Source organism: Mesorhizobium sp. M0139, assembly GCF_040322455.1.
Lineage (GTDB): Bacteria > Pseudomonadota > Alphaproteobacteria > Rhizobiales > Rhizobiaceae > Mesorhizobium.
The window spans coordinates 148,173-164,255 of sequence record NZ_JAMYTN010000002.1; the positions used below are offsets into that span (position 1 = coordinate 148,173).

Here is a 16,083-nt window from a genome sequence, read left to right on the forward strand (position 1 = left end):
AGCCCTGTAGGACCTACTCCACGACGCCGAGCTTCTTCTGCAGGCTGGTCGACGACGTCGTGTACTGGAAGACGATGCGCTCACCGGGGCTGATGATGCGCTTGGCGGCCTGCGCCATCAGCGCCACCTCGTGAAAACCCGACAGGATCAGCTTCAGCTTGCCTGGGTACCAGTTGATGTCGCCGACGGCAAAGATGCCTGGCACCGAAGTCTGGAATTTCTCGGTATCGACCGGAATGAGGTTCTCATGAAGGTTGAGCCCCCATTCGGCGATCGGGCCGAGCTTCATGGTCAGGCCGAAGAACGGCAGCATGCGCGTGCACGGCACCTCGATGTCGCCGTCAGGCCCGCCCTTGATGGTAGCAGAGGCCAGCTCGCCGTCGGCGCCGGTCAGGCCGCTCACCTGGCCGACCCGGAACTCCAGCTGCTTCATCTCCTGCATGGCATACATCTTGTTGACGCTGTCGGGCGCCGCCCTGAATTCCGCGCGCCGGTGGACCAGTGTCACGCTTTTTGCCACCGGCTGCAGGTTCAGCGTCCAGTCGAGTGCGGAATCGCCGCCGCCGACGATGACGAGGTCGTGGCCGCGGAATTCCTCCATACGGCGCACCGAATAGAAGACGCTCCTGCCCTCATAGGCCTCGATGCCGGGAATGGGCGGCCGTTTGGGCTGGAACGAGCCGCCACCGGCGGCGATCACCACCACCTTGGCTTCGAACACCTCGTTCTCGTCGGTGGTGACCCGAAATGAGCCGTCGTCCAGCTTTTCCAAGCTGGAGACCATGCGGTTGAAGGTAAAATCCGGCTTGAACGGGTGAATCTGCTCCAGCAGTCTGTCGACCAGCCCTTGCGCCGAGATCGAGGGCCAGCCTGGAATGTCGTAGATCGGCTTTTCCGGATAGAGTTCGGCGCATTGGCCGCCGGGCCGGTCGAGGATATCGATCAGATGGCACTTCATGTCGAAGAGGCCGAGTTCGAACACCGCGAACAGGCCGACCGGCCCCGCCCCGACGATGAGTGCGTCCGTCTTGATTACATCGGTCATGCCAGGCGAGCCTCATTGTCAGACTGGGGCGAAACTGGCGCGAGACTGCATGAGCATTGGCCCGCTGCCAAGCGGCGGCGGGAAAAATCAGATGGTACGGGAGATCAACCCTGGCGAGCCGGCACGCGCACGACGAGGCCGTCAAGCGCGTCGCGCACCTTGATCTGGCAGGACAGGCGCGAGTTCGGCTGGACGTCATAGGCAAAGTCCAGCATGTCCTCTTCCATCGCCTCCGGCTCGCCGACCTCGGCCGTCCAGGCTTCGTCGACATAGACATGGCAGGTCGCGCAGGCGCAGGCGCCGCCGCATTCTGCCTCGATGCCCGGCACCGCGTTGCGGATCGCATTCTCCATGACGGTCGAGCCGTTTTCGGCCTCGACATCGAAAGGAGTGCCGTCATGGGCAATGAAGGTCAGCTTGGTCATTTGTCACCTGAAGGGAGTCCCAGCCGAGATAATCACTCCGCCGGACAAGTCAACTGCCGCGCGAAAGCGCCGCTTTGTGACGTTTTTTCGGAAAGCTGGCCAAAGCACGCCCTGGCCCCGTCGATTCATCCCGGTGGCCGCTGCCGAGCGGCAGCCATTACCGGCTGATGGCGGCGATGAAATCGCGCACTTCCTCGATCAGGGCGCCGAGGCGCTTGAGGATGCGCGCATCTTCCGGCTGCTGTTCGATCGAGGTGGCGCAGTCGGCGATGGCAAAGGCGCCGACCCCGCGCGCCGAACCTTTCAGCCCATGCGCCAGAAGCAGTCGCTCCCTGACGTCGGCATCGACTATTCTGTCCCGGACGGAAAGCGCCTGCTGTACGAACAGTGCCAATACCTCCTGTTCGAGGGCGCGATCGCCCATTGTCTGACGGGCCAGGTGGGCCAGATCCACTGGGCGCGAACGGGCCGGTCCCGACGCATCGCCGCCCGGCATTGAGAAGGCAATGCCGCTTTCACCGCGTACCAATTTGAAACTCCTTGTGCCGATCGCCGAAAAAACTAAGCGATTTCCGTCGCCAACGCGTTAATGAATGGGCTGGAAAATTGTTGCCGCTGAGGCGGTTAGATCACGTTGTCGTTAACCTTATATTTAAAGTTTTACGTATCTCGCGGAATGCATGTTTTCTTTACCCCTGTGTGTCATTACGATACGAAGGTCCATTTTTAGCCTCCTGCGTGGGATAAGACGAGCCAGAATCAGGCAAAAATAAGAAGTCCCTCGGCAGCTAGTACAGGGTAGCGAAGGCATGGCGAAGAAACCAACGACGACCAGAACTCTCGACAGCGACGTAGCCAGGGAACTCGAAAAGGCACTAGACCTCGATCTCAGCGGAGACGGCAGCGGCGATCTCGATATCGCGGCGTCGATGGAAGATCTGGAAGCGCAGATATCGCAGGCCGCGGACGAACTGGCGCGCGAAGGCCGCCCCCAGAAGCCCGCCCCCGCTCAAAACGCGCCCGTCCAACAAAACCAGAGTGCGAAGCCGGCAGCCAAGCCCGCCGAGCTGCGCCCGGTCGAATCGCGCAACAGCGCTCAGCCAGCCGGCTTCAAGCCGGCAAACGATGACCGCCAAAAAGATTACAAGACGCTGCTGCACAGCCTCAACCGGCGCGCGTCTAGCACGATCTATTGGGTCGTGGCGTTCGTGTCGCTGGCCTGGATCGCCGGCGCCGGCGGCCTTGCCAATTTGCTGTTTGGCCCCAGCATCTGGAAAATTCGTACATTCGATCAAATCCTGGCCCGCCCTGAACTGATCGGCCTGGCGATCGCGGCAATCATACCGGTCGTCCTGTTTTGGGCCTTCGCGGCGATGATCCGCCGCGCGCAGGAAATGCGCATTGCCGCGCAGTCGATGACGGAAGTGGCTTTCCGTCTGGCGGAGCCGGAAAACCTCGCCCAGGATCGCGTGATGATGATCGGCCAGGCCGTTCGCCGTGAAGTGGCGGCGATGGGCGAAGGCATCGAGCGCACGCTGGCGCGCGCCGTCGAACTCGAAACGCTGGTCCACAGCGAGGTCAACCAGATCGAACGCTCCTATTCGGAGAATGAATCGCGCATCCGGTCGCTGGTCGACGGGCTGGGCAGCGAGCGCGAAGCCGTCGTCACTCATGCCGAGCGCGTGCGCGCCTCGATCACCGGCGCGCATGAAACGCTGAAGGACGAGATCGGCGCCGCCTCCGACATTATTCGCGACTCTATCCTCAACGCGTCGACCAAGCTGTCGATGACGATCACGAATTCCGGCGACACGCTGATCGACCGCATCAATGAAAGCTCGATGTCGATCTTCGATTCCGTCGAAACCCGGCTGGATTCGATCACCGACAGGCTGTCGACATCGGGCGAAGCCTTTGCTTCGCTGCTCGACACCCGCATCGCCAAGCTGACGGACACCACAGACGGCCTGACCCGGTCGCTGACCGACCTGCTCGACGACCGCACCACCGGTATGGTGTCGCTGCTCGGCGGCGCCGCCCGCACCCTGAGCTCGGAATTCGAGTCCAGCCTGAACGGCATCGAGCGGACGCTGGCCGAGCGCGGCCAGGCGCTGATCAGCGAATTCCAGACCCGCGCCGAAGCACTCGATACCGGCACGCAGAAGCTCAACGCCGCGCTCGAGGCGCGCGCCCGCCAGATCAACGAAACGCTGGTCGAGCGCGCCCGCGAGATCGCCCACACCTTTGCCGAGAGCAAGGATCATTTGTCGGCCATGATCGATCAGGGCAAGACCCAGATCGGCGCCGACATGGCCGACATCGTCTCGTCGACCTCGTCGATGCTCGAAGCCCGCGCCAGCGATTTCGCCGGCCGGATGGAAGCCGCCCGCCATGTCGTGTCGCGCTCATTCGACACCGACATCCAGCGTCTTGCCGATGCCCGTGTCGGCATCGAGGACGCCGTCGAAAACCACAGTCGCAAGCTGTCCGAAAGCCGCGAACGCATGGCGGCTGCCATGCAGGCGGACCTGGCGAAGTTCGCCGAGGGCCGCGCCGGCATCGATGCGGCCGTAACGAACCAGGTGCAGAAGCTGGCCGAAGGCCGCAACCTGATCTCGCGCGCCCTGGAAGAGGATCTGCGCAAGGTCAACGAGTCGCGCGCCGCCATCGACGCGTCGCTGGGCAGCCATCTCGAGCGGCTTGAAGAAGGCCGCAACCGGCTCAACCAGGCTTTGCATGAAGACTCCGGAAAACTTGTGCAAGCCCGTACGATCATTGACGAAATGGTCGCCGGGCATGTCGGTAAGCTGGCCGAAGGCCGCAACATTCTGTCGCGCGCCCTGGAAGCCGATCTCGGCAAGCTCGCCGACAGCCGCGCCTCGATTGACGGGCTGGTCGCCGGCCAGGTTGAAAAGATCGCCGAAGGCCGCGCCATCCTGACCAAGGCGCTCGAAAACGACATTATCGGCATCAAGGGCGTGATCGAGAACCACTCTGCGAAACTGGCCGAGGATCGCACCGAACTCAGCAAGGCGCTGGAGAACGACCTGTCCGGCATCAGAGGCCTGCTCTCCGACCATTCGAGCCGGCTTGCCGACGATCGTGGCCTGTTGTCACAGACGCTCGAGGCCGACCTCGCCAAGCTCGCCGAGAGCCGGTCGAGCATCGACGGGCTGGTCGCCGGCCAGGTCGAGAAGCTGGCCGAGGGCCGCGATATCCTCAAGCGCGCGCTCGAAGCCGACCTCAACACCATCAAGGGCGCCATCGCGGGTCATTCCGACAAGGTGGCGGAAGAGCGCGGTCAGCTTTCCAAGGCACTGGAGGCCGATCTGCAGAATGTGAACAGCCTGATCGCCGACCACTCGAACCGGCTTGTTCAGGATCGTTCGACGCTATCCCAGGCGCTTAAGGATGACCTTCAGAATGTGAACAGCCTGATCACCGACCACTCGAGCCGGCTTGTCCAGGATCGTTCGACGCTATCCCAGGCGCTTCAGGACGATCTGCACAATGTCAGCGGCATCATGGCCGATCATCAAAACAGGCTCGTCCAGGACCGTTCGGCCCTCTCAAAAGCACTGGAAGACGACATCTCCAAGCTGGCGGAGAGCCGCTCCAGCATCGATGGGCTGGTCGCCGGACAGGTCGAGAAGCTCGCCGAGGGCCGAGACATCCTCACACGGGCGCTCGAAGCCGATCTCAATGCGATCAGGAGCGCCATTGCCGACCAGTCGCAGAAGCTGAGCGAAAACCGTGGCGAGTTCGCACGGGTGCTGGAAGCGGATTTGGAAAATGTCAACAGCCTGATCGAGGGCCACAGCGACAAGCTCGTCCGGGATCGCGCGACGCTGTCGAAGGCTCTCGAGGACGACCTCGCCAAGCTGGCCGAGAGCCGGTCGAGCATCGACGGACTGGTCGCAGGCCAGGTCGAGAAGCTGGCCGAGGGCCGAGACATCCTGAAACGTGCGCTGGAAGCCGACCTGCAGAAGCTGTCGGCAAGCCGCGGTGAGGTTGACGACATCATCGCCGGCCATGTCGGCAAGCTGGCCGAAGGCCGCAACATGTTGACCCAGGCGCTGGAAGACGATCTGGCAAAGCTCGCCGACATACGCAAGGACGTCGACCGCTCTCTGTCGGGCCATATCGACCAGATTGCCGGCAGAAGCACCGATATCTCGGCGGCAATCGCTGCCGATGTCGAGAAAATCGAGCAGGCCTTCAGCAAGCAGACCGGCATCATCGAAGAGCGCGCCGGAACCATGGAGCGCGCGTTGTCGGTGGGTGTCGACAATGTCCGCAGCGTGCTTGAAAAGAGCGCCGTCTTCGTTGCCGGCGCGCTCCGTGAGAAGGTGATGGAAGTCACCAGCGCGCTGCACGAAAAGGCCGGTGCTGCCTTCAGTGATGCCGACCGCAAGATCGCCGAGCGTGCCGAGCAGACCTCGGCCGCCCTTTTGGCCCGGGCCGAGGACATCGCCCGGACCTTCGAGGACGCGGATCGCCGTCTGCACGCCCGTGCCGAGGACACATCGAGCGCCCTGCTTGCTCGCGCCGAGGATACGACGAATGCCTTGCTTGCTCGCGCCGAAGACACGACGAGCGTGCTGCTTGCCCGGCATGACGAGACGTCGAACTCGCTGCTCGCCCGCGCCGAAGAAACGGCCGGACGGCTGGCTGCCCGCGCCGGCGAGATCGCCGGCACGTTCGACGCCGCCGACCAGAAGCTGGTCGCCCGCGCGGTCGAGACGGCGCAGTCGCTGGCCGACCGCGCCGGCGACATCCTGCGTAACTTCGAGGGTGCCGACCAGCGGCTGAGCATGCGCATCGGCGAATCCGCCGAAGCGCTGGCCGCCCGCGCCTCGGACCTTGGCCGCATCTTCGACGCCGCCGACCAGCAACTGATCTCGCGCATTGCCGAGGGTTCGGACGCGCTGTCGGCACGCGCCACCGAGATCAGCCGCATCTTCGACGAGGCCGATCACCGCCTGGTGTCGCGCATCGCCGACTCCACGTCGACGATCGGCGAGCATGCCGACAACATCGTCGGTGCCTTCGCCAGCACCGAGCAGCGTGTTGCCGAACGCGCACGCCAGACCGGCCAGGAACTTGCCGTCCACGCCCGCGAGATGGAGCAGGCTCTTGCCGGCGCCGACGAGCGGCTGGCCGCGAGCGTTGCGTCCGCAGCTTCGCGCGTCGAGGAACAGGTCGCCAGCGTCGAGAACCGCCTTCTTTATACGACGGAGACGATGGGCCAGAAGCTCAACGAGCAGGTTTCCAGCGCAGAAGCTCAGCTGATCTCGCGCGCCAACACGATTGCGGAGACTTTTACCGCGGTCGGCCAGCACATCGGCCAAAGCACCAACGACGCTGCCAAGACCATCGGCACCAATACCCGCGAGCTCAATACGATGCTGGCGGCGCGTTCGGCCGAGATGGCGAAGATCCTCGACGAAACCGCGCGGCCGCTGGTGGAGCGCTTCGCCCAGGGCGGCTCGGAACTGCAAAAGAGCATGGAAGAGGTCACCGAACGCGCGACCGAGAAGCTGCGCAGCGAAAATGCCGCCCTCGTCAACGCGCTCGCCAGCCGCACCGCCGAAACGCTGTCGGCCGTCGAAGGCGCGCGCTCGTCGCTCGCCGATAGCGTCGCCGACCTCATCGGCCGCATGAGCGTCTCCAGCTCGCAGCTTGGTGAGCTGATCGAACAGGCGGCGATCAACCTCGGCCAGGTTGACGAACGTCTGAGCGGCAGCACGCAAAGCTTCGCGGCAACCACCGAAAAGGCGGCGCAGACCTTCGCCAGCTCGGCACGCCTGGTCGATTCGAACACGACGCGGCTTACCGAACTGTCGTCGTCGACCCTGCGCGAAGTGGCCTCGATCGCCACCAAGTTCGACGAGCACAGCCGCTTGCTGTCCTCGGCTTCGGATCTGTTGAGCTCGGCGCAGAGCAATCTGGAGCACACTCTTGAGCGGCAATCGTCGCTCGAAGATCTCGCCGTCGGCCTGGTCAAGAAGTCGGAAGACCTCGAGAAGGTGATGCGTTCGTTCGAAAACCTTGTCGGCCAGACGATGCAGAATGCCGAAGGCAAGACGCTGGCATCAGCCGACAAGATCCGCATCGCCATAACGGAAGTGGTCGATTCGGCAACCAGCCGGTTCGCCGATGCGACCGAGGAGATGCGGCGCACCGCAAGCTCGATCAAGAGCGAGCTCGACCTCACCCGCGCCGAGCTCAAGAAGGGCGTCATCGAAATGCCGGAAGAGGCCAAGGAATCGACCTCGGCGATCCGCCGTGCCGTTGCCGAGCAGATCAACGCGCTCAAGGAACTTTCGGACATCGTTGCGAAATCGGGACGCGGCGGCGACAATGCCGAACCGCGCGCCCTGCGCCCGGCGCCGCAGGCGCCAGTGCAGCGCCCGGCCGAGCCGGTACGCCGCCCGCCGCCGGCGCCACAGCCGGAACGCCCTGCTCCGCAGGCGCCGCTCGGCGGCCTGCGTGGCACGCTCGATATCGAACGCCCCGCCGAAGCACCGCGCCAGCGCGACGCCAACGCCCGCACGCCGCAAGGCGGCTGGGTGCGCGATCTCCTGACCGGAGCATCGCGCGAGGAGGAAGTCGCCAGGCCGGCTGCGCCCGCGGAAGCACCGCGCGCAACTCCCGCCCAGCGCTCGCCGCTGCATGTCATGGAGTCGCTCAACTCGCTCTCGGTCGATATTGCCCGGGCGATCGACCACGACGCCTCGATCGAGCTGTGGAACCGCTACCGGCGCGGCGAGCGTGACGTGTTCACGCGCCGCCTCTACACGCTCAAGGGCCAGCAGACCTTTGACGAAATCCGCCGCAAATATCAGGCCGAGGCGGAGTTCCGCGCCGCCGTCGACCGCTACTGCGACGATTTCGAGAAGCTGCTCAAGGACGTCTCGCGCAACGACCGCGACAACATCATGGCGCAGACCTACCTGACGTCGGACACCGGCAAGGTCTACACCATGCTGGCCCATGCGAGCGGCCGTTTGCACTGATTGAGGCGACACCACAGACACAGAAAAGGCGGGAAGTTCCCGCCTTTTTCTTTGTGCAAAATCGTCGGTCTGCGCTGTCCCTCATCCGCCTGCCGGCACCTTCTCCCGTATAGCGACGGGGTGAAGGGAGATGGCATCAGCCTCGCCGCCCATACTGCGACGGTGACAATTGGCGAAATCATTGGCGATGGCGTTCTTTCTCACTATACGGGGAGAAATGCCCGGCAGCGCAATGAGGGGCAGCGCGAACCTGCGATATTTGGTCGAGTGCTGGTTTAACGCGACGAACGATCGTTCGAAGCCTCGACCGGCTCAGATCACCGAATCCGTCCAGCCCACAATATCCTTCGCCGCCTCGCCGAAGGCGCTGTCGAGCGCGCTGACATAGGCCGGATTGCCGCTGCCCGAGACGGGAGCGGATGCGGTGAAGCTCTTCGAGGCGCGCACCTCGCCGTTGCGGTCGTTCAGGATGCGCACGAAGAGATTGACCTCGGCATGCTCGCCACCATTGACGCGGACTTCGAAGGAGCGGATCTCGACGATCACCTGGTAGTCGATCGCCAGCCCCTCGCCCGGCTTGCCGACGCCGGCAAAGCTTCCGGAGCGCTGGAAGGTTTCGGCGAGCCTCGCCTGCACGATCAGCGGCAGCCGGTCGGCCCATTGCGCGCCCTTGAGATACTGGATCGAGCGATCTGACGGCTTGATGACGATGTTCTGGCTGTCCAGCGCCTTGAGCGCGGAGGGCTGGGCGATCAGGATCTGGCGGCGGCTGTGGCCATGGGCGTCGATCGACGGGGCGGACAGCTCGAACGTATCGAGCGGCGCCGGCTTGCCTCCCAATGCCGCGCAACCAGCCAGCGTCAAGCCAAGCAAAACGACTGCCGATCTATACCCACCCAACCCGAACGTCACGCGTGATCCCCACTGTCCCCGGATCGTATGATGAATCCGCATCCGCGGTCCATGTAATTGCTGCGGGCGGGCACGGAAGTCAACGCCGTGCCCTGCCATCGAACTGCCGGACCTCGCCGTCGCCGCCCGACAGGATGCGCTGCGGGTTGCGGCTGAGATCGGTCACCGCCTCTTCGATGCGGCTGATCGAACGCCGGCTGTCCTGGACCAGCGCCTCGACATTCGACAGGCCCTGGCCCGAGAAGCGCGCAATATTGTCGGTGATCGTGCCAAGCCGGGCGTTCAGCGTGTCGGCGACCTGCTTGAACGACTTCAGCGTGTCCCTGGCATCGGCCATGACGCCGTCGGCCTGGCCCGAACCGAGCAGCGTATCGACCCTTTTCAGGATGCCGTCGACGCGCACCGAGGCATCGTTGAGGCGCGACGCAAGCTGTTTGGCGTCCTTGATCGTCTCGTCGATGTCGTCGGCCCGGTCGGCGAACTTGTCGGTCACCTTGGCGATGTCGGCGGCGGCCTTGTTGGCGTTTTCGCTGGCCTTCTGAATGTTGGCGAGCGCCACGCGCACCTGCGCCGGATCGATGCCGTCGAGCACATTGTCGACCTTTGCCAGCGTGCCTTGCGTGCGCTTGGCGAAATCGTTGACCGAGCCGACCGCGGTATCGACGTTCTTGATCACGCCGTCGAGCTGTCCGCTGGTCTCCTTCAGATTGGCGGTGACGGCGTCCACATTGGCGACGATGCTCTTGATCTTGTCCTTGTCGACGGCATTGAGCAGGCCTTCGGCAGCCTTCAGTGTGCCGTCGAGCTTGCCGGAAACACCCTTCAACTCGTCCGACAGCGCGCTGACGGCGGTCAGGAACTTGTCGATGCCGTCGGCATTCCTGGCCAGCGCATCGGAAAATGTCTGGGCGTTCTTGACGGTCTGGGTCAGCGGCCCGCGCACATCCCTGGTGAACCCTTCTAGGTCGGAAAGCACCTTGTCGGCGCGGGTGAAGATGTTCTGCGCCGTCTGCAGCAGGTTGGTGACCGCTGACGGATTGGCGATGATCTCGGCCGTCCTGCCTTCCTTTGCCGCCTCTTCCAGCAGGTTCGGTTCCTTGGGATCGGCGCCCTTCAATTCGATGTTGACCTGGCCGGCAAGGCTGGCGATGCCGATATCGGCCTGCGTCGATTTGGTGAGCGGCGTTGTCTGGTCGATCTCGGTCGTAGCAATGGCGGCATTGGGGTCATTGCGGTCGAAATAGACGCGCTTGACCACCCCGACCTTGACGCCGTTGAACAGCACCAGACTGCCGGGGCCGAGGCCGGAGGCCGAACCCTGAATGCGCACGCGCAGCTCCGCCGTCTCGCCGCGATCACCGATCTGGGCGGTCCAATAGACGAACCCGAACGCCGCCAGGATCGCAGCCAGGGTGAAAATGCCGACAATTACGTAGTTGGCTCTGGTTTCCATTGCCCCACTTATGTCTATGCGCGCGCGGCAAGATCAAGTTGCCGAGCGCGTTTTCCGCGGAAATAGGATTTGACCCACGGTTCTTCGCTTTTCAGCATGTCGTCGATCGTGCCTTCGACCAGGATTTTCTTGTTGCCGAGCACCGCCACGCGGTCGCAAGCGGTAAACAGCGTGTCGAGATCGTGCGTCACCATATAGACCGTCAGATCCATCGTATCGCGCAACTTCACCACCAATTCGTCGAATTCGGACGCGCTGATCGGGTCGAGGCCGGACGTCGGCTCGTCGAGGAAGACGATGTCGGGGTCGAGCGCCAGCGCCCGCGCCAGGGCGGCGCGCTTGATCATGCCGCCCGAAAGCTCCGAGGGAAATTTTTGCGCGGCGTCCGGCGGCAGGCCGACCAGTTCGATCTTGAGCAAGGCCAGCTCGTCCATCAGTTTCTTCGGCAGATCGAGATATTCGCGCATCGGCACCTGCACGTTTTCCTGCACGGTCAACGCCGAAAACAGGGCGCCGTGCTGGAAAAGCACGCCAAGGCGCATGTCGATGCGCAACCGCTCGATGTCGCTGGCCTTTTCGAGGTCGAGACCAAACAGCTTGATCGTGCCGGACTGCTTGTGCAGCAGGCCGAGAATCGTGCGCAGCAGCACCGATTTGCCGGCGCCCGAGGCGCCGACGAAACCGAGGATTTCGCCGCGCTTGATGTCGAGCGCCAGTTTGTCGAGGATCAGCTTGTCGTCCAGGGCAACGGTGATGTCGCGCACCGACAGCACGATATCGCTTTCGCCCGTTCCCTGCATAGCCTTGGTCGCCTTTGAGTTTCTGCGCATCATGTCAGAACTCGATCGATGCGTAGAAGATGGCGAAAAGGCCATCGAGGATGATGACGACGAAGATCGACTTCACCACCGAGGCGGTGACGTGCAGACCCAGCGATTCGGCGCTGCCGCCGACCTTCATGCCTTCAACGGAAGCAATGGTGCCGATGATCATGGCCATGAACGGCGCCTTGATCAGCCCGGCGAAGATGGTGCTGATATCGATCGCGCCGCGCAGCCGGTCGATGAAGGCCGTCGGCGCAATACCGGAATAAAGCCAGGCGGCTAGGATGCCGCCGCCAAGAGCGGCAAAATTGGCGACGATGGTGAGACAGGGCAGCGCGATCACCAGCGCCACCAGGCGCGGAAACACCAGCACGCCGATCGGGTTGAGGCCGATGACCTTCAGCGCGTCGACCTCCTCGCGCATCTTCATCGAGCCGATCTCGGCGGTGATGGCGCTGCCGGAGCGGCCGGCGATCATGATGGCGGTCATCAGCACGCCGAGTTCGCGCAGGATCAGCACGCCGACCAGATCGACAACGAAAATGTTGGCGCCGAAATAATTGAGCTGGTAGGCGCCCTGCTGGGCGACGATGGCGCCGACGATCGCCGACATCAGCACCACCACGGGGATGGCGCCGACCCCCATGCGATCGATCTGGTTGAAGATCGCCGCCGGATTGATGGCATGGCCGCGCCCGAGCTTCATCTGGGCGCCGCCGATGGTGGCGCCGAGGATGTTCATCGAGGCGAGGAAATCGTCGCGCATCTCATAGATGCGGCGGCCGACCGCCTCCAGCCCGCGGAGGATGATGTTGGGGCGCCGGACGCCGCGCGATTCGGGCTCGCGCCGGACAGCTTCGCCAACGGCGCCGAGCAGGATCGAGGCGACATCGCTTTGCCCCTGCATCTTGATCTCGATACCCTTCTTTTCGAAGACACTGACCAGGCGATCGATCAGCCAGGCGCCGGCGGTGTCCATCTTCTCGATGTGGGAAAGATCCAAAGCGAGCGTCTGATAGCCTTTGCGCTGCTCGATCTTGCGCATCTCGGCGTCGATCAGCGCCACTGTCGTCGTCGTCCAGATGCCGGAGAAAGCGCAGCCGAGGACGGCGCCCTCCTCGCCGACCGCAACGCGGGGCTGGTGGTCGGCCTCCTTGGCGGCGTTGCCGCTTGCGTCGCGTTTGCCGATGGTCAACATGGCGTCCTGTTTAGCCTGACGGGTCGTACCTGTCGATTTGCCGACGACGCGTTGTCGCATAGCCGGAGCAGAAAATTATGGCGCGTGTCATTTCGGTTGAGGCCGAGCGTTTTCCCATTGCCGGCACCTTCACCATCTCGCGCGGGTCGAAGACCGAAGCCGAAGTCATTACCTGCACGATCAGCGATGGGGACAATCGCGGATGGGGCGAATGCGTCCCCTACAAGCGCTATGGCGAGACCATGGAGGGGGTGCGCGACGCCACCGAGGCCATGCGCCGGCAGATAGAAGGCGGCATCAGCCGCAAGGACCTGCTCGATGCGATGCCGGCGGGTGCTGCCCGCAACGCCATCGATTGCGCCTTGTGGGACCTGGAGGCGAAGATCAGCGGCGTTGCGGTCGCAGACGCCATCCACGCTGTGCCCTTGTCGGCGCTGGTGACGGCCTACACGCTGTCGCTGGGCGAGCCGGAGGCGATGGCGGCGCAAGCCCGCGCCAATGCCGGACGGCCGCTGCTCAAGGTCAAGATCGGCGGCGACAACGACTTGGCCCGCATCCGCGCCGTGACCGAAGCGGCGCCCGACAGCCGCATCATCCTCGACGCCAATGAAGGCTGGACCGATGCCAACATCATCGAGAATCTCGCTTTCGCCGCCGAACATGGCATAGCCCTGATCGAACAGCCGCTTCCCGCTGGCCATGATGCCATCCTGCGCCACATCGCTCATCCGGTGCCGATCTGCGCAGACGAAAGCCTCCACGAGGCGAAGGACCTCGAAGCGCTTGTCGGCCTCTATGACGCCGTCAACATCAAGCTCGACAAATCCGGCGGCCTGACCGCCGCCCTTACCCTTCGCGACCGCGCCCGGGAGCTGGGATTCGGCGTGATGGTCGGCTGCATGGTCGGCACGTCGCTGGCGATGGCGCCGGCAGTGCTTTTGGCGCAAGGCGCCGACTTCGTCGACCTCGACGGTCCGCTGCTGCTTGCCCGCGACCGCCAGCCCGGCCTCGTGTACCAGGGGTCGCTGGTGTTACCGCCTGACAGGATGCTGTGGGGCTGAACGCGCGGCGAGCCCGATCAGCGCCAGGCCGATGATGGCGATCGGGATCATCGCCAGGAAGCCGTCGACGCCGTAGCGCTCATAAAGCGGGCCGGACGCCAGCGTCACCGCCGCCATGAAGAAGCCGTTGAAGAAATAGGCAATGCCTTGCGCCGCACCCGTGCGTTCTTCCGAAACCGTTTCGCCGATCATCTTCTGCAGGCCGATCAACACCATCGCCACCGACACCGAATGCAGGGTCTGGACGCCGAAGAAACCGGCAACGCCAAGCCCGAGTGGCCAGATCAACGGAAAGGCGATCCAGCGCACGATGGAGCCGACGCCGGCGATCAGCATCACCTTGACGACTGAGACGGAGGCAAAAATACGGTTGAAAAACACGAACATGCAGACCTCGGCCACCACGCCCCAGGCCCACAGCAGGCCAACGACGGAATCGCTGATGCCGACCGATTTCCAGTAGATTGAGACAAAGCCGTAGAGGAAGGCATGGCTGGCGGTGATGATGCCGACGCCGAGGGTGAAATACAGGAAATACGGATTGAGAAGGCTCGGCGCCTGATGCTGGATGTCGGCGGCAGATAGCGGCGAAGCCCGGCGCGGGCGGCCAAGCCGCGGCGCCAGCAATCCGGCGACGAGCGCGGCAGACAATGCCGCAAAGATGATAACCGGCACGGCCTGCGGGCTCGTCCAGGCCAGGATAAAGCCGCCTGCGACGTTGGCGCAGAGATAGGAGATCGAGCCCCATTTGCGCATCGCGGTGTAGTTCGAGCCGAAGCGGCGCACGCCCGACAGCGCGAGCGAATCGGCGATCGGCGAATGCGGCGTCCACACCACCGTCAGCGCCAGCGATACGGCAAGCACCGCCGCATAGGTGGGAGTGAGGAAATAGCCGGCGGAAAGCACCATCGTCGCGGCCACCAGCGCAATATAGACATCCGCCCTGTCCTTCGCCCGGTCGGCCAGCGCGGTCAGCAGGGGTGTTGTCACCACGCGCAGGAACATCGGCGCCGCCAGGATGATGGCGATCTGCTCGGCGTGGAAACCCTGGGCATGCAGCCACAGCGGGAAATAAGGCACATGCGTTCCCAGCGACACGAACAATGTCGCGAAGATCAGACTCATGCGCAGTTCGAAATGGCGCGGCTTGACGAGTTGTTCGGGCGAGAGCGGCGGCAGCGACATGAATCGATCCAATTACGCTGCACAAAGGGCTGCAACGCAGATCGATCCCTTAACATGCGCGAAAGCGGTCCGAAACTGCCTGGACCAGTCGATTAACAGGAGGGTTATGCCGCTTCGACGACCCTGTCTTCGATGAGCAGCGGGATGAACGGCTCGTCCGGTGCTTCGGGCAGCACCAGCGCCCAGTGGATGATCTCCATCTTGCCGTCGAAATGTTCGACCACCGCCGTGCAGCTCTCCACCCAGTCGCCGGTGTTGATGTACTGCACATCCTCATAAGTCTCGATCGCGGCGTGATGGATGTGGCCGCAGATGACGCCGTCGACATGCGAGCGGCGGGCCTCCTCAGTCAGCACGGTCTGGAACGAGCCGATGAAGTTGACCGCCTTCTTGACCTTGACCTTGGCCCAGGACGAGAACGACCAGTAGGGAAGCCCAAGCAGGTGGCGCAGCCTCGTCACCGCGCGGTTGACCAGCATCGCCGCGTCATAGGCGTAGTCGCCGAGATAGGCCAGCCAGCGTGCATTGTGGACGACGGTGTCGAACTGGTCGCCGTGGATGACCAGCAGGCGCCTGCCATCGGCGGTTTCGTGGATGGCGCGGTCGGCAACGACGATGCCGCCGAAATGCACGCCTTGGAACTGGCGCGCGAATTCGTCGTGATTGCCGGCGATATAGGTGATCGAGGTGCCCTTGCGCGCCTTGCGAAGCAGTTTCTGGACGACGTCATTGTGGCTCTGCGGCCAATGCCAGCTGCGCCGCAGACGCCAGCCGTCGACGATGTCACCGACGAGGTAGATGATATCGGCGTCGTGATACCGCAGGAAATCGATCAGGAACTCGGCCTTGGCCGCCTTCGATCCGAGATGCAGGTCGGATATGAACATGCTGCGGAAAGTGCGGGTTTCTGTACCGGACATCAGATCGTCACCGTTGCTTTCGCGCAGGCTATGCCCCGATT

Annotated in this window: 11 protein-coding genes; 2 read left to right on the plus strand and 9 right to left on the minus strand. The window is 63.5% G+C overall.

Going from position 1 to position 16,083, the window contains the following annotated elements; all coding sequences use genetic code 11:
- Positions 1-13: 13 nt before the first annotated feature.
- The 3 genes from NKJ58_RS03210 to NKJ58_RS03220 all read right to left on the minus strand — a co-directional run bounded on the left by NKJ58_RS03210 (position 14) and on the right by NKJ58_RS03220 (position 1,966).
- On the minus strand, positions 14-1,045 hold the full coding sequence (locus NKJ58_RS03210) for an NAD(P)/FAD-dependent oxidoreductase (protein ID WP_023673506.1): 1,032 nt from the start codon (positions 1,043-1,045) through the stop codon (positions 14-16).
- A gap of 104 nt (positions 1,046-1,149) precedes the next feature.
- A complete protein-coding gene (locus tag NKJ58_RS03215; protein WP_023707481.1) occupies positions 1,150-1,470 on the minus strand; it encodes a 2Fe-2S iron-sulfur cluster-binding protein in 321 nt (106 codons plus the stop codon).
- 157 nt (positions 1,471-1,627) lie between these two features.
- The gene (locus NKJ58_RS03220) at positions 1,628-1,966 is read right to left on the minus strand and encodes an Hpt domain-containing protein (protein ID WP_023706163.1); all 339 of its coding nucleotides are present in this window, start codon (positions 1,964-1,966) and stop codon (positions 1,628-1,630) included.
- A 313-nt stretch (positions 1,967-2,279) separates the two neighbouring features.
- Here NKJ58_RS03220 and NKJ58_RS03225 point away from each other — a divergent pair, with 313 nt between their 5' ends.
- Entirely contained in the window at positions 2,280-8,489 is a 6,210-nt protein-coding gene (locus NKJ58_RS03225) for an apolipoprotein A-IV repeat region-like domain-containing protein (protein ID WP_352852772.1), read from the plus strand.
- A gap of 312 nt (positions 8,490-8,801) precedes the next feature.
- Here the strand turns inward: NKJ58_RS03225 and NKJ58_RS03230 are convergent, their stop codons facing one another.
- The 4 genes from NKJ58_RS03230 to NKJ58_RS03245 are packed head-to-tail and all read right to left on the minus strand — an operon-like array spanning position 8,802 to position 12,876.
- On the minus strand, positions 8,802-9,443 hold the full coding sequence (locus NKJ58_RS03230; protein WP_502897145.1) for an ABC-type transport auxiliary lipoprotein family protein: 642 nt from the start codon (positions 9,441-9,443) through the stop codon (positions 8,802-8,804).
- 37 nt (positions 9,444-9,480) lie between these two features.
- Complete coding sequence (locus tag NKJ58_RS03235) at positions 9,481-10,854, minus strand: MlaD family protein (RefSeq protein WP_023715969.1); 1,374 nt, start codon at positions 10,852-10,854, stop codon at positions 9,481-9,483.
- 14 nt (positions 10,855-10,868) lie between these two features.
- The gene (locus NKJ58_RS03240; RefSeq protein WP_023694175.1) at positions 10,869-11,687 is read right to left on the minus strand and encodes an ABC transporter ATP-binding protein; all 819 of its coding nucleotides are present in this window, start codon (positions 11,685-11,687) and stop codon (positions 10,869-10,871) included.
- 1 nt (position 11,688) lies between these two features.
- Positions 11,689-12,876 (minus strand): MlaE family ABC transporter permease, encoded by a 1,188-nt coding sequence (locus NKJ58_RS03245; protein ID WP_352518824.1) that lies wholly within the window; start codon positions 12,874-12,876, stop codon positions 11,689-11,691.
- Between the two features lie 77 nt (positions 12,877-12,953).
- Between NKJ58_RS03245 and dgcA the strand changes: the two genes are divergently transcribed.
- Positions 12,954-13,937 (plus strand): N-acetyl-D-Glu racemase DgcA, encoded by a 984-nt coding sequence (gene dgcA / locus NKJ58_RS03250; RefSeq protein WP_023694173.1) that lies wholly within the window; start codon positions 12,954-12,956, stop codon positions 13,935-13,937.
- Here the strand turns inward: dgcA and NKJ58_RS03255 are convergent.
- Positions 13,908-15,122 (minus strand): MFS transporter, encoded by a 1,215-nt coding sequence (locus tag NKJ58_RS03255; protein ID WP_023715970.1) that lies wholly within the window; start codon positions 15,120-15,122, stop codon positions 13,908-13,910. The genes dgcA and NKJ58_RS03255 overlap by 30 nt on opposite strands.
- A gap of 104 nt (positions 15,123-15,226) precedes the next feature.
- The gene (locus tag NKJ58_RS03260) at positions 15,227-16,042 is read right to left on the minus strand and encodes a UDP-2,3-diacylglucosamine diphosphatase (protein WP_023715971.1); all 816 of its coding nucleotides are present in this window, start codon (positions 16,040-16,042) and stop codon (positions 15,227-15,229) included.
- Between the last annotated feature and the right edge of the window lie 41 nt (positions 16,043-16,083).

Excerpts from the sequence above, each read along its gene's own strand:
- NKJ58_RS03235 (WP_023715969.1), bottom strand. The coding sequence starts at position 10,854 with ATGGAAACCAGAGCCAACTACGTAATTGTCGGCATTTTCACCCTGGCT.
- NKJ58_RS03240 (WP_023694175.1), bottom strand. The coding sequence starts at position 11,687 with ATGATGCGCAGAAACTCAAAGGCGACCAAGGCTATGCAGGGAACGGGC.
- NKJ58_RS03245 (WP_352518824.1), bottom strand. The coding sequence starts at position 12,876 with ATGTTGACCATCGGCAAACGCGACGCAAGCGGCAACGCCGCCAAGGAG.
- NKJ58_RS03215 (WP_023707481.1), bottom strand. The coding sequence starts at position 1,470 with ATGACCAAGCTGACCTTCATTGCCCATGACGGCACTCCTTTCGATGTC.
- NKJ58_RS03220 (WP_023706163.1), bottom strand. The coding sequence starts at position 1,966 with ATGCCGGGCGGCGATGCGTCGGGACCGGCCCGTTCGCGCCCAGTGGAT.
- NKJ58_RS03255 (WP_023715970.1), bottom strand. The coding sequence starts at position 15,122 with ATGTCGCTGCCGCCGCTCTCGCCCGAACAACTCGTCAAGCCGCGCCAT.
- dgcA (WP_023694173.1), top strand. The coding sequence starts at position 12,954 with ATGGCGCGTGTCATTTCGGTTGAGGCCGAGCGTTTTCCCATTGCCGGC.
- NKJ58_RS03230 (WP_502897145.1), bottom strand. The coding sequence starts at position 9,443 with ATGCGGATTCATCATACGATCCGGGGACAGTGGGGATCACGCGTGACG.
- NKJ58_RS03260 (WP_023715971.1), bottom strand. The coding sequence starts at position 16,042 with ATGTCCGGTACAGAAACCCGCACTTTCCGCAGCATGTTCATATCCGAC.
- NKJ58_RS03210 (WP_023673506.1), bottom strand. The coding sequence starts at position 1,045 with ATGACCGATGTAATCAAGACGGACGCACTCATCGTCGGGGCGGGGCCG.
- NKJ58_RS03225 (WP_352852772.1), top strand. The coding sequence starts at position 2,280 with ATGGCGAAGAAACCAACGACGACCAGAACTCTCGACAGCGACGTAGCC.